We start from the raw sequence: 12,477 nt of genomic DNA, 5'->3' as shown, positions 1-12,477 counted from the left end.
CCCTGCCCTCGTCGGCTGCCGCGACGCGCTCGACGTGGGCGCGGGCTTCGGGGCCCTGGCCCTGCCGCTCGCGCAGCGGCTCGAGGCCGTGACGGCCCTCGAGCCCTCCGCGGCGATGGCGGGCGCGCTCCGCGCGGGGGCGGCATCGGCGGGTCTCGCCAATGTCACCGTGATCCAGGCCGCGTGGGGCGAAGCGCCGGTGCGCCCCCACGACCTCGTCATCTGCGCCCATGTCGGCGGGCTCCTCGACGGCAGCTCGCCTTTTCTCCGCGAGGCCGTCGCAGTGGCGCGGCGCCTCGTTGCCTTCGTCCGCGACCTGCCCGCCGGACCTGACGACGACAAGTTCTTCTACCGCGAGCTCTACCCGGCGCTCCTCGGCCGCCCCTACGAGCACCGCTGCCGCGCCGACGACACCGTGGCGGGGCTCGAGCGCCTGGGCATCCACCCCACCGTCACGCCGATCGCGTACTCGTCCGACCAGCCGTTCGACAGCCTCGAGGAAGCCTGCGACTTCTGGATGACCTACATGGGCCTTGAGGGCCCGGAGCCGCGTGACTACCTCCGCCGCTACCTTGCCGGGCGCCTCGTGCGCCGCGGCGGGGAGTGGATCGCCCCCTTCCGCAAGCGCGCCGCCGTCATCGCCTGGCAACCGCGCTAGCGGGGCCCGAAGCGCGCGCCTCCTCGAACTCTCGGTTCCGCGCCGCCTCGCGAAGTCTCAAAGGTACCGGCGGCGGACAGCCCGAGATCAACCGTGCTGCTCGCGCGTGGGCCGCTTCGCTCGCACCCCTTCCTCGAACCAGGCGAACGCCTTCCGGTGGAGGTCCTTGAGGGTCGAGATCGTCACGCCGAGGTTCTTCCGCGTCTCCGACAGATGCACGAGGCCGAGGAAGAGCGACCAGAGGAGGACCACGACCCCGCGCGGCTCGTGAGTGCGGATCGGTCGTCCCGCTTCCCGCCCGGCAGGGGCTGGCGGCGCTGGTGGGGACGGGCCGCGAGGTCGCGACCCGGGCGCTCGCGGATCTCGAGCCCGCGGGATCATCCGCCTCGGGCCGGCACGACGCGCCACGATCCTCGATCGCGAAGCGCTCCATTGCCTCAGCGGGAGCCTCTCGCCGACTTCGCGTGCGGGTTTGTCCTGAAGAAGCTTCCGATCTTCTTCTCGGCGTAGGCCCCCAGCTTATCCTCGGCGATGACGTATACGCTCTGTGCGCCCACGTCCTGTCGACAGGATGCGCCGAGGCCCGGGCGGGAGGCTGTAACTTCAATCACCCCGCCATACGCACCAGGTAAATGAGCGAATCACCTCATGGACGCCTGGCGCGTTCGCGGCCGATCATCGGGGTCAACGGGTTCATCGCTGAGCCGGCGCGGCGTCGTGGTCTCACATCGAGGCGCCGTCCGCGGCTACTCGCTGGCGCGACCGGCGGACACCAGCACGGTGCGCGAGATCCTGGAGGCGATCGAGGGCCAGGCCTTGTTTCAAGAGAAGTGCGTGGCCTGCCACACGATCGGGCAGGGCGACAGGGTCGGTCCCGATCTCGCGGGTGTGACCGCGCGCCGCAGCCATGCCTGGCTCGAAGCGTGGATCTCGTAGACGGGTTGGCATCAAGGGTATGAGTCTGGCGAGGGTTTGTCTGAAAGAGCAGTTTGTCGCCGAGCTGCTCGGGAGGACGGGATGATCCGGAAGGTGGCGAAGTGTGCGGCGGCCATAGTCATGCTGACGGCGCTGCTCGCGGCGCCCGCCGCCGGCGAGACCGTCACGCTGTTCGTCACCTCAGAGAAGACCGACACGGTCAACGTCTTCCACGGCAAGGTCCCCGATCTGACCTTCGTGAAAGGCATTCCGGTGGGGCGGGAGCCGCACAACCTCGGCATCTCCCCCGACGGCCGCTGGGTCGCCACGAGCGATCGGCGCTCGGGCGAGGTGTCGGTCATCGACACGCAGACGCTCGTGGAGGCGGCGCGGCTCAAGCTGGGGCGGCAGACGCACGACGTCGCCTTCACGCCCGACAGCCGCACGCTCTTCGTCGGCCACGAGACCGAGACGTTCACCAGCGTGCTCGAGGTCGGCACCTGGAAGATCCAGCGGCGGCTCGAGGTCGGCCGCGCCCAGCACGACCTCTCGATCAGCGCCGACGGCCGTGAGCTCTGGTTCACCGTCACGAACCGGCCGTACAAGCCCGGCGATCCCCGGGTGGGGGTCGTGGCCCTGGGCACCGGCAAGGTCACGCTGATCGACACGGGGGCAAACGCCCACGACGTCACGCTCGGCCCCGACGGGAAGGTGGCGTGGGTCACCAACTCGGGGTTCACCCATATCCCCGACGCGCGCGTTGACTACATCGACGCGGCCACACGGCGCGTGCTCGGATCGATCACGGTCGGAAAGTATCCGTTTCATTCGCCCAAGCGCGGCCGGGACGGGAACGCGGTGTCCCCCACGGCCGGTGAGATGTGGTTCAGCGACCACGGCCTGAGGAGCGTCGTCGCGGTGTCCCTCGCCGATCTGCGGGTCGTCGCCACGGTGCCGGTGGGCGTCGAGCCGTACCACGTCGCAGCGACGGCGAACGGGACGCTCTTCGTCGCCAACCACACCTCCAACACCGTCACGATCATCGATGGCCCGCGCCGGGTCGTGCTCGGAACGCTCAAGGTGCCGCCGCGCCCCCACGGGCTGGCGGTGCTGGTCCATTCGCCGTAAGATGGCGACCATGCTGCGGGTCGGCGCGGCCCAGGTCGCCCCCAAGTTCTTCGACCGGGCCGGCACGCTCAAGAAGACGATCGGGGTGATCGAGGAGGCGGGGCGGCTGGGTCTCGATCTCCTGGTCTTCCCCGAGACCTACTTCGCCGCCTACCCCTACTGGCGCGGGGCCGTGTCGGTCCGCCGCTCGACCGAGCTCATCGTCGAGATGCAGCGGAGCGCGATCCGCGTCCCGGGAGAGGAGACAGGAGAGCTGGCGGCCGCCGCCCGGCGGGCGCGGGTCAACTGCGTCATCGGCTGCAACGAGCTGGACGACCGGCCGGGGAGCCTGACGCTCTACAACACGCTGGTCTTCGTGGGCAGGGACGGGCGCCTCCTGGGGCGACACCGCAAGCTCATGCCGACCCATTCGGAGCGCGTGTACTGGGGGATGGGGGACGCCAGCGACATCCGCGTCTTCGACATGGACATCGGCCGGGTGGGCGGGCTCATCTGCTACGAGCACCACATGACCCTCCTCCGCGCCGCGATGGCGATCAAGGGCGAGGAGATCCACTGCGCCGTCTGGCCCGGCTGGTGGGCGGTGGAGCGCCACCTGGGCGCCAAGCGGCCGGAGCCCGGCGCGCGGAGCTGCGACATCGAGCCCGCCATCCGCGAGTACGCCATCGAGAACCAGACCTTTGTGGTGAGCTCGAGCTGGTACCTGCCTCCGGGCGAGATCCCGCCGGCGCTGGTGGACGAGATGCAGTACAACCTGGCCGTCGGGGGGAGCTGCATCGTGAATCCCGCCGGGCTCTTCGTGCGCGAGCCGGTCTTCCAAGAGGAGACGATTGTCTGGGCCGACATCGATCTCGAGGAGCGGCGGCTGGCCAAGGCCTACTTCGACTGCCTGGGGCACTACGCCCGGTTCGACCTCCTGAGCCTGAACATCCGGGAAGAGGCCTGGACGCCGACGGGGCCCAAGCCCATCGAGGGAGGGGGCCATGCCGCTCATTGACGTGCACAATCACATCCTCTCCCGGGAGTACGCCGACCTGCTCGCCCGGTTCGGCGGCCACCGGTATTCTCTCGCGCGGGACGCCGAGGGGCGGACCGTCGTCATGCGCGCGGGCGCGCGCTGGCCCGGTCGCTTCCGGGGGCTCGGCAGCGTGCCCCTCCAGGACATCGGGGATATGGCGGGCTGCGCCCGGCGGATCGACACGCTCCCCATCGGCGAGGCGGAGAAGGAGCTGATCCGCTCCCGCAATACCCGCCGCCTGTTCAAGCTCTGATGGGCCTGATCTCCGACGAGCGGCTCCGGGAGCTGTCGGCCGGCGGCTGGCTGCTCCGCTTCCTCGAGCAGTATCCCCGTGTGCGGGAGCTGCGCGCCGGGGTCGAGGACGAGTGTCTCGCAGGCGCGATCGATGTCCACGTCCACGCCGATCCGTGCAGCCTCATCCCGCGGAATCAGGACTTCACCCAGGTGGCGATCGACGCGGCCCGGGCGGGGATGCGGGCGGTGGTTCGGAAGGATCACCACTACTCCACCGTTGGGGAGGCCCACGCGATCCAGCGCCACATCGACCACCTGGTGGAGACCGGCGCACTGCCCCGCCGCGTCGAGGTGTACGGGGGCATCCCCCTCACGTTCGCGCTGGATCCGAGGCAGGTCGAGCAGGCGCTCCGCTTTCCCGCCTTCAAGATGATCTGGCTCAACCCGGTGAACGGCGAGCGGCTCGTCGAGGGCGGCAAGGTCCGCCCCGAGGTAGAGCGGATCATCGAGCTGGCCCGCGACCACGGCATCGGCCTCAACCTGGGCGCCCCGAGCCACAGCAAGAAGTATGGCGGGATGGACGACTTCGCCGGGCTGGCCCCCCTCGTGGAGCGGATCGGGGCCCTGGGGGCGGCTGCCGTCCTCGATCATCCGCTGAGCTCCTTCACGGTGGCGCAGATCGCCGAGCTGGTCGAGTGCGGGGTCTACGCCGGGCTCTTCTGCTACCCCTCGCTGCCGAGCGTGATCAAGGCGCCGGTCGTCGATCCTGCCCGAACCCTGGAGCTCGTGGAGCGGATCGGCCCGCAGCGCTGCATCATTGCCAGCGACGTCGGAATGCTCCTGGAACCCACCGCCCTGGAGGCCCTGCGGCTCATGATCCGCCTCCTCATGGTGCTGGGGCTGGGTCCCCGCGAGATCGATCCGATGCTCAAGGCCAACCCCGCACGGCTGATCGGCCTGGACGGGGAGTCCTCCCGTGGCGGGTAGCGGAAGCCTCTTCGTCGCCGCCGCCGTCCAGGCGGCCCCGGTGTACCTAAACCGGGCCGCCACGGTGGACAAGGCCTGCGACTTGATCCGCGAGGCCGGGCGCGGCGGGGCGCGGCTGGTCGCGTTTCCGGAGGTCTTCGTCCCCGGCTTTCCCCACTGGCTCTACCTGGACCGGCCGCAGGCCAACGAGCGCCATTTCGTCGAGCTCGTGCGGGAGGCCGTCGAGGTTCCCGGCCCCGCGACCGACGCGCTCGGCCGGGCCGCCAGGGCCGCCTCGGCCTACGTCGTCATCGGGGTCAACGAGCGGAGCCGTCGGAGCGCGGGCGAGCTGTTCAACACCAATCTGATCTTCGCCCCGGACGGCGCGCTCCTGGGCTGGCACCGGAAGCTCATGCCCACCTACGCGGAGAAGTTGATCTGGAGTTTCGGCGACGGTTCGACGCTCCGGGTGCACGACACGGCGATCGGTCGCCTCGGCACCCTCTGCTGCGGAGAGAACACGAACCCGCTGGCGCGCTTCGCCCTCATCGCCCAGGGAGAGCAGGTCCACGTGGCCAACTACCCGGCGCGCCCGGCGGGAGACGCCGTGGACCTCAGGTACAACATCCAGATCCGCTCGGCCGCCCACGCCTTCGAGGGGGCATGCTTCGTCGTGGTGGCCGGGAGCCTGATCAGCCCGGAGATGCGTGAATTCCTCGGCGACACTCCGGAGAAGCGCCGGCTCCTCGGCGACGGGAGCCAGACCTTCACCGGGATCCTGGGGCCCAACGGCAAGGTCCTGGCAGGGCCCGCGGCGGACGACGCGGAAGAGATCGTGTACGGGACGATCGACCTCGAGGCGATCATCGGCCAGAAGATCCACCACGACGTGGCCGGCAACTACAACCGCTTCGATGTGCTCTCGCTCACGCTGAACCGTTCCCCCCTGACCGCGATCCGCGAGGTGACGGCGGCGCCCATCGGAATGGAGATCACGGGGCCCGAGACGTGGCGGCTCCTCGGCGAGCTCAGGCGGCGCGCCGGCTCCGCCTCGCCGGAGGAGCTCCGCGCGCTGGTGGAGTCGCTCCTCGCCTCGCTGCCCGCCGGCCCTCCCGACGCTTGACTGAACTCGTGGCGCCGGTCCAGATCTCCCTGACTCCGGGCAGGACCCCGCGGTCGGGCGCACCCTCGTCGCCCACCTCGCCCGCGCCAGCGCCCCCGCGCCGCCCGGCCCCGCCCCACTCGCGCCCGCCGCCCTCACGTAGCTCGCAGCTCAGTCCTTCTCTCGATGCTGCCCCTGCCACCCGGCGGTGCCCCCCCCGGTCCCGCAGCCGCACCCCTCGGCCCGCTTCGTGACCGCGAGCCCGTGGCAGCGCAGGATGGCCCGGGTCAGAGGGCGATCGCGGTGCTGACGCTCGCCTTCGCCCCGGTGAAGCGAGCACTCCCGGGTGTCAGGCTGGCGCCCGCAGGGGAGGCCGCATGTCGCCCACCCGCATCGCGCGGCGAGGGAGCCGAGGGAGCAGCGTTTGTCCGTCTTATGCGCCCGAGCAGGCGTAGGCGAGCGGGTAGGCGCCGAAGAGATTGCCCACCGCGGCGTAGGCCTCACGGTAGCGGACGCGGAGCGGCCCCAAGAGGCCGGCGATACCTAAGCGATTGGCGTTGTGGAGGGCGAGGAGGAGACCGATGGTGAGGAGGATGAGCCCGGTGCCGTCCAGCTCGTCGCTCACGACGCTCGGCCTCCCGGACGAGCGGGGGCGGGCGCGAGCGTCGCGCCCCGTGACGTAGCCGCGCGCGGCTCGTGATCATACATAAAGGTGTTCATGGGTCGGCTGTTCCTCCGGTGACAGCGCTCGCGAGTATACGGCGGCTTGGGTCGGACCTTGCACGTTGCCGCCCTCCCGAGCATAATGCGCTGGTCAGATTGCCGGACGGCGTTCGCGTATTCGAACGGACGACTCACGAGCCAAGGAGAATCGCGTGGGCCGCGTACAGGATCAGGTGGCGGTGGTGACGGGAGCCGCCGCGGGGCTCGGGCGCGCGATCGCGCTGCGCCTCGCCGAGGAGGGCGCCCGCATGGCGCTCTGCGATATCGACGGAGCTGGTCTCGACCGGACGGTGGCCGACATCACCGCCACGGGCGGCCAGGCGTTCGGGCTGGTCGGCGACGTCACCGACGAGGAGCCCGCCACCCGCCTCATCGCCGACGCGATGGCGCGCTACGGCCGCCTGGACGTCCTCGTCAAGAACGTGGGCGGCAGCCGGCCCGCGAAGATCTGGGACATGAAGGTCGAGGAGTGGGACTTCGTCCTCCGCCTCAACCTGCGCAGCGCCTTCCTCTGCACGCGGGCCGCGCTGCTCGACGTGCGGCGCGCGCTCGAGAAGCCGGCGTGAGCGCGGAGATCACGGCCGCGGCGGCCGATGGCGTGCTGCGGGTCACCATCGACCGCGCCGAGAAGCGCAACGCGCTGAGCCGCGCGCTCCTCGCCGAGCTGCGCTGCGTCTTCGAGCGCGCGGCCGACGACGAGAGCCTGCGGCTCGCGGTCCTGACCGCGGCCGGCGACCGCAGCTTCGCGGCCGGCGGCGACCTCCGCGACCTGGCGTCGGTGCGGACGGAGGAGGCGGCCGTCGCGATGGCCACGGAGGCGCGGGCCGCGCTCGACGCCGTGCGGGGGTTCCCGGTGCCGGTCGTGGCGGCGCTCAACGGCGTCGCGCTCGGCGGCGGCGCCGAGCTGGCGATCGCCTGCGACCTGCGCATCGCGGCCGCGCACGCCGGCATCGGGTTCGTCCAGGGCCGGCTCAACATCGCCACCGCGTGGGGCGGGGGCATCGACCTGATGCGCCTGCTCGGCCCGTCGCGCGCCCTGGCGGTCCTCGCCCGGGGCGAGGTGATCCCGGCCGCGCAGGCGCAGGCCCTGGGCCTCGTCGAGGCCGTCGCGGAGGCCGGCGAGCCGTTCGACGTCTTCGTCGGCCGCTTCGTCGCGCCGCTCGCGCAACAGGCGCCGCAGGTCATGCGCGCCTTCAAGGCCCAGGCGATCGCCGAGCGGCGGGGGCAGCCGCGCGCCGAGCGCGAGCGGACCGAGGCGCGGCTCTTCGGCCTCACGTGGGTACACGACGATCACTGGACGGCTGTCGAGCGGCTGTTCGTGAAGGACCGGGCGACGGGAGGAGCGCAATGAAGATCATCGAAGGGACCGCGGTGGAGGGCCCGGCGCCGGCGCTGACGCCGTCGGGCATCGAGGTGCCGGTGGTGGCGACGCGCGACATGCTGCGGCGGGACGACCTCGAGGCGCCCGGCGAGTATCCGTTCACGCGCGGCATCTTCCCCGACGGCTATCGCGGGCGGCTGTGGACGATGCGGCAGTACTCGGGCTTCGGCTCCGCCGAGGAGTCGAACCGGCGCTACCGGTTCCTGCTCGAGCAGGGCCAGACCGGGCTCTCCGTCGCCCTCGACCTGCCGACCCAGTGCGGGTTCGACCCCGTCGATGCCATGGCGCGCCCGGAGGTCGGCAAGGTCGGCGTCTCGCTCTCGAACCTGGCCGAGATGGAGCGGCTCTTCGAGGGCATCGACCTCGGCGCCATCTCGACCTCCTTCACCATCAACGGCACCGCCGCGATCATCTACGCGATGTACGTCGCGTGCGCCGAGCGGCGCGGCGTGCCGCGGGCGCGGCTCACCGGGACCATCCAGAACGACATCCTGAAGGAGTACGTGGCGCGCGGCACGTGGATCTTCCCGGTCCGGCCGTCGATGCGGCTCGTCGCCGACACCGTGCTCTTCGCCCAGGACGCCACCCCGCGCTTCAACGCCATCTCCATCGCCGGCGCCCACGTCCGCGACGCCGGCGCCACGGCGGTGGAGGAGATCGCCTACACGCTGGCCAACGCGATCGCCTACGTGGACGAGCTGATCCGGCGCGGTGGCGAGATCGAGAAGTTCGCCCCGCGGCTCTCCTTCTTCTTCTACGTCCACATGGATTTCTTCGAGGAGGTCGCGAAGTTCCGCGCCGCGCGCCGGCTGTGGGCGCGGCTCATGCGCGACCGTTACGGCGTCACCGATCCGCGCGGGCAGCTCTTCCGCTTCGGCGTCGTCTGCGGCGGCTCGTCGCTGACCGCCGCCCAGCCCTACAACAACGTGGTGCGAGTGGCCATCGAGGCGATGGCGGCGGTCGCCGGCGGCGCGCAGTCGATCTTCACGTGCGCCTTCGACGAGGCGTTCCAGATCCCGACGGAGTTCTCCGCCGAGTTGGCGCTCCGCACGCAACAGATCATCGCCTACGAGAGCGGGATCGCGCGGACGGTGGACCCGCTGGGGGGCAGCTACCACGTCGAGCACCTCACCGATCGCATGGAGGAGGCGATCGTCGCCATCATGGACGAGATCGAGCGGTACGGCGGCGCCGTGCGCGCCGTCGAGGATGGCTGGCTGCAGTCCCGGCTCGCCCACCGCGCGCTCGAGCGCAAGCGCCGGATCGACACCGGGGAGACGGTCGTCGTCGGCCAGAACCGGTTCCGGCGGGATGATCAGGCCGAGGACGTCGGCGAGACGTTCCGGCTCGATCCCGACGCCAGCCGGCGCATCGTGGAGCAATACGAGGCGGTGCGCGCCCGCCGCGACGGCGGCGCCGTCGTCACCGCGCTCGACCGGCTGGAGGCGGCCGCCGGCCGCGACGACGAGAACCTGCTGCCCTACCTGATCGATTGCTGCCACGCGTACGCGACGGTCGGCGAGATGGTCGCGCGGTTGCGCGCCCGCTGGGGCGACTTCCGCGAGCCGGTGGGGCTGTGAGCGCTGCCGGCACGCAGCGCCCGCTCGCCGGCAAGCGCATCCTCGTCGCGAAGCCGGGGCTCGACGGCCACGACATCGGCGCCAAGATCGTCGCTCTCGCGCTCCGGGACGCCGGCGCCGAGGTGGTCTACACGGGCCTGCGCAAGAGTCCCGAGGCGATCGCGCGCGCCGCCGTGGACGAGGGCGCCGATGCCGTCGGCCTGAGCGTGCTCTCCGGCAGCCACCGGGAGCTGGTGGCCGAGACGCTGGAGCGCCTGCGCGCGCTCGGGGCGGGAGAGATTCCCATCTTCGTGGGCGGGACCATTCCCGCTGAGGATCACGCCGTGCTGCGCGCGTGGGGCGTGCGCGGCGTGTTCACGAGCGACATGCGGCTGGAGGATGTCGTGGACGCGGTCGCGCGGGCGCTGGCGTGAGCGGCCCGCTGGCCGGGCTCCGCATCCTGGAGGTGGGCCACATGCTCGCCGGCCCGTACTGCGGGATGCTGCTGGCCGATCTCGGCGCCGAGGTCGTGAAGATCGAGCCCCCGGAGGGCGACATCGGCCGCACGGTGAGCCCGCACTCGATCGGACCGCACAACGCCTACTTCGCGAGCCTGAACCGCAGCAAGCAGAGCGTCACGCTCGACCTGACCACCGACGAGGGGCAGGGGGCGCTCGGCGAGCTGGCCGCGACGGCCCACGCCCTCGTCACCAACCTGCGGCCGGCCGCCATCCGCAAGCTCGGGCTCACGTACGACCGCCTCAAGCGCTGGAACCCGCGCCTGGTGTGCGTCGCCCTCACCGGCTACGGGCTCGACAGCCCCTATGCCGACCGTCCCGCCTACGACTACGTGATCCAGGCGCTGACCGGCGTGATGGCGCTGGCCGGCGAGCCGGGCGGCCCGCCGGCCAAGACCGGCTACTCCGCCGTCGACAACTCCGCCGGCATGATGGGCGCGCTCGCGCTGCTGGCCAAGGTCGTCGAGGGCCGCGGCGGTCAGGTCGACGTCGCGATGTACGACGTGATGCTCTCGCAGCTCAACTATCTCGCGGGCGCGTGGCTCAACGCCGGCGAGCGGGTGGAGCGGCTCCCGCTCTCCGCGCACCCCTACATCGTGCCGGCACAGCTCTTCGCGACATCCGACGGCTGGCTCACCCTGTTCATCACGCACGACGACTTCTGGCGCCGCTTCTGCGACGAGGTGGGCCGGCCCGAGTGGCGGGTGGACGCCCGCTTCGCGACGATGGCCGCGCGCCGGCAGCACCGCGAGGCGGTGGTCGCCGCGGTGGCCGGGCTGCTCGCCGGCGACACGACCGAGCGGTGGGTGGCGCGGCTGGCGCCTCTCGGCGTGGTGATCGCCGGTGTGGCGACGTTCGAACAGGCCCTCGGCAGCGCCCAGGTGACCGCCCGCGACATGGTCGTGACCATCGACACGCCGGCCGGCCCCTTGCGCGCCGTCGGCAACCCGATCAAGATCGCCGGCGAGACGACGGCGTACGCGCCCCCGCCGCTGCTCGGCGAGCACAACGAACGCCTGCGAGGGCTCGGGGTCTCACCATGACCGGACGCCGGAACGGCGAGCACGGAGGCTCGACACGATGAAGCTCACGAGCGACAGCTTCAAGGACGGCGACTATCTCCGGCCGGAGCACGTGCTCTCGGCCGCCTACGGTTTCGGCTGCAGCGGCGGCAACCAGTCGCCGCACCTGCGGTGGGAGGGCGCGCCGGCGGGCACGAAGAGCTTCGCGGTCACGTGCTTCGACCCCGACGCGCCGACGGGCAGCGGCTTCTGGCACTGGGTCGTCGTCAACATTCCGCCGGGCGTGACGGAGTTACCGCTCGACGCCGGCAACCCCGCGAGCGGCAAGCTGCCGGCGGGCGCGCTGCAGGTGCGAACCGACTTCGGCCGGCCCGGCTATGGCGGGCCGTGCCCGCCGCCGGGCGACCATCCGCACCGCTACCTCTTCACCGTGTTCGCCGTGTCGATGGACACCCTGCCCGTCACGGCCGATACCTCGGCGGCGGTCGTCGGCTTCTACCTGAACTCCAACACGCTGGCCAAGGCGTCGTTGATGGGCCTGTTCAAGCGCTGAGCCAGGAGGCGAGTCCGATGACGGCATATCCCGCGTACAAGGTGGCCGCCGCGCACGTGGCCCCGGTGTTCCTCGACCTGACGAAAACCGTCGAGAAGACCTGCAGCCTCATCGAGGAGGCGGCGCGCGCGTCGAGGTGCCGCTTCATCGCCGCGCTCCCGTAGTCGGACTCACCGGTCGCGACCCGCATCGTGAGCACCGCGCTCACGCGCGCGCACGCCTCGAGGTCCTCGTACGGCAGCGGCTCTTCGAGCCAGTAGAGATCGACGGCCTCCAGCTCCCGGCCCGCGCGGATCGCCGTGGCCTCGTCCCACCCCTGGTTGGCGTCCGTGAGCAGCTTGACGTCGGGCCCGATGGCCTCGCGGAGGCGGCGCGCGCGCTCGAGGTCCTCGCGCTAGTGCCCGTGGCCCACTCGCATCTTCATGGCCCGATGGCCGTTCGCGATGAACGCCTGCGCCTCGGCGACCAGCGCGTCCACGGAGTAGTCGACCCACAGGCCCTCCGACGCGTACGTCGGGACGCGGGTGCCGTCGCCGCCGAGGAACCGGAATAAGACCCCTAGGCGGCCTTGGCTACCCCTTCCGCCTTGACCCTTTCTTGGCCTTCTTGGGCCGTGCTCCGGCCTTCCGGGCGGCTTTCTCAGAGAGATCCGCGGGCTTCGCCGAGAGTAGACCGGACACAGCGTCCTCAAAGGCGAGGC

15 protein-coding genes and 1 pseudogene are annotated in these 12,477 nt (G+C 71.4%); 14 read left to right on the top strand and 2 right to left on the bottom strand.

The genetic code is table 11. The features are described from left to right. Window positions 1-658, top strand: a 658-nt coding sequence (locus tag Q7W02_27840) for a class I SAM-dependent methyltransferase (protein MDO8479939.1), incomplete at its 5' end; no start/stop codon positions are given. Between the two features lie 87 nt (window positions 659-745). On the opposite strand, the gene Q7W02_27835 is transcribed toward Q7W02_27840, so the two are convergent. Then, a complete protein-coding gene (locus Q7W02_27835; protein ID MDO8479938.1) occupies window positions 746-910 on the bottom strand; it encodes a hypothetical protein in 165 nt (54 codons plus the stop codon). Between the two features lie 396 nt (window positions 911-1,306). Between Q7W02_27835 and Q7W02_27830 the strand changes: the two genes are divergently transcribed. From Q7W02_27830 to Q7W02_27805, 6 genes are all read left to right on the top strand, one after another. After that, window positions 1,307-1,594, top strand: coding sequence for an Rrf2 family transcriptional regulator (locus Q7W02_27830; GenBank protein MDO8479937.1), 288 nt, complete (start codon window positions 1,307-1,309; stop codon window positions 1,592-1,594). 81 nt (window positions 1,595-1,675) lie between these two features. Further along, entirely contained in the window at window positions 1,676-2,701 is a 1,026-nt protein-coding gene (locus tag Q7W02_27825) for a hypothetical protein (protein MDO8479936.1), read from the top strand. Window positions 2,702-2,711: 10 nt separating this feature from the next. Then, on the top strand, window positions 2,712-3,698 hold the full coding sequence (locus tag Q7W02_27820) for a carbon-nitrogen hydrolase family protein (protein ID MDO8479935.1): 987 nt from the start codon (window positions 2,712-2,714) through the stop codon (window positions 3,696-3,698). Beyond that, a complete protein-coding gene (locus tag Q7W02_27815) occupies window positions 3,685-3,972 on the top strand; it encodes a hypothetical protein (GenBank protein ID MDO8479934.1) in 288 nt (95 codons plus the stop codon). Before Q7W02_27820 ends, Q7W02_27815 begins: the two co-directional genes overlap by 14 nt. Then, entirely contained in the window at window positions 3,972-4,940 is a 969-nt protein-coding gene (locus tag Q7W02_27810; GenBank protein MDO8479933.1) for a DUF6282 family protein, read from the top strand. The genes Q7W02_27815 and Q7W02_27810 overlap by 1 nt, the downstream gene beginning before the upstream one ends. Continuing rightward, window positions 4,930-6,042: a carbon-nitrogen hydrolase family protein gene (locus tag Q7W02_27805; GenBank protein ID MDO8479932.1), complete on the top strand. Its 1,113-nt coding sequence runs from the start codon at window positions 4,930-4,932 to the stop codon at window positions 6,040-6,042. Before Q7W02_27810 ends, Q7W02_27805 begins: the two co-directional genes overlap by 11 nt. A gap of 412 nt (window positions 6,043-6,454) precedes the next feature. Here the strand turns inward: Q7W02_27805 and Q7W02_27800 are convergent, their stop codons facing one another. After that, the gene (locus Q7W02_27800; protein ID MDO8479931.1) at window positions 6,455-6,646 is read right to left on the bottom strand and encodes a hypothetical protein; all 192 of its coding nucleotides are present in this window, start codon (window positions 6,644-6,646) and stop codon (window positions 6,455-6,457) included. 250 nt (window positions 6,647-6,896) lie between these two features. On the opposite strand from Q7W02_27800, the gene Q7W02_27795 reads away from it, so the two are divergent. The 7 genes and pseudogenes from Q7W02_27795 to Q7W02_27765 all read left to right on the top strand — a co-directional run bounded on the left by Q7W02_27795 (window position 6,897) and on the right by Q7W02_27765 (window position 11,905). Continuing rightward, the gene (locus tag Q7W02_27795; GenBank protein MDO8479930.1) at window positions 6,897-7,310 is read left to right on the top strand and encodes an SDR family NAD(P)-dependent oxidoreductase; all 414 of its coding nucleotides are present in this window, start codon (window positions 6,897-6,899) and stop codon (window positions 7,308-7,310) included. Beyond that, entirely contained in the window at window positions 7,307-8,095 is a 789-nt protein-coding gene (locus Q7W02_27790; GenBank protein ID MDO8479929.1) for an enoyl-CoA hydratase/isomerase family protein, read from the top strand. The genes Q7W02_27795 and Q7W02_27790 overlap by 4 nt, the downstream gene beginning before the upstream one ends. Further along, window positions 8,092-9,705, top strand: a complete 1,614-nt coding sequence (locus Q7W02_27785; protein ID MDO8479928.1) for a methylmalonyl-CoA mutase family protein — start codon at window positions 8,092-8,094, stop codon at window positions 9,703-9,705. Before Q7W02_27790 ends, Q7W02_27785 begins: the two co-directional genes overlap by 4 nt. Further along, window positions 9,702-10,118, top strand: coding sequence for a cobalamin B12-binding domain-containing protein (locus Q7W02_27780; protein ID MDO8479927.1), 417 nt, complete (start codon window positions 9,702-9,704; stop codon window positions 10,116-10,118). Before Q7W02_27785 ends, Q7W02_27780 begins: the two co-directional genes overlap by 4 nt. Further along, window positions 10,115-11,245, top strand: a complete 1,131-nt coding sequence (locus Q7W02_27775) for a CoA transferase (GenBank protein ID MDO8479926.1) — start codon at window positions 10,115-10,117, stop codon at window positions 11,243-11,245. The genes Q7W02_27780 and Q7W02_27775 overlap by 4 nt, the downstream gene beginning before the upstream one ends. Window positions 11,246-11,282: 37 nt before the next feature. Then, window positions 11,283-11,777, top strand: a complete 495-nt coding sequence (locus Q7W02_27770) for a YbhB/YbcL family Raf kinase inhibitor-like protein (GenBank protein ID MDO8479925.1) — start codon at window positions 11,283-11,285, stop codon at window positions 11,775-11,777. Between the two features lie 17 nt (window positions 11,778-11,794). After that, window positions 11,795-11,905, top strand: a pseudogene (locus tag Q7W02_27765) (carbon-nitrogen hydrolase family protein). Window positions 11,906-12,477: the final 572 nt, after the last annotated feature.

The organism is Candidatus Rokuibacteriota bacterium, assembly GCA_030647435.1.
GTDB lineage: Bacteria > Methylomirabilota > Methylomirabilia > Rokubacteriales > CSP1-6 > AR37.
This window is presented reverse-complemented; position numbering and strand designations above follow the sequence as displayed.

Coding starts and splice junctions, on each gene's coding strand:
- Q7W02_27815 (MDO8479934.1), top strand. CDS start 3,685: ATGCCGCTCATTGACGTGCACAATCACATCCTCTCCCGGGAGTACGCC.
- Q7W02_27825 (MDO8479936.1), top strand. CDS start 1,676: ATGATCCGGAAGGTGGCGAAGTGTGCGGCGGCCATAGTCATGCTGACG.
- Q7W02_27830 (MDO8479937.1), top strand. CDS start 1,307: ATGGACGCCTGGCGCGTTCGCGGCCGATCATCGGGGTCAACGGGTTCA.
- Q7W02_27810 (MDO8479933.1), top strand. CDS start 3,972: ATGGGCCTGATCTCCGACGAGCGGCTCCGGGAGCTGTCGGCCGGCGGC.
- Q7W02_27820 (MDO8479935.1), top strand. CDS start 2,712: ATGCTGCGGGTCGGCGCGGCCCAGGTCGCCCCCAAGTTCTTCGACCGG.
- Q7W02_27785 (MDO8479928.1), top strand. CDS start 8,092: ATGAAGATCATCGAAGGGACCGCGGTGGAGGGCCCGGCGCCGGCGCTG.
- Q7W02_27770 (MDO8479925.1), top strand. CDS start 11,283: ATGAAGCTCACGAGCGACAGCTTCAAGGACGGCGACTATCTCCGGCCG.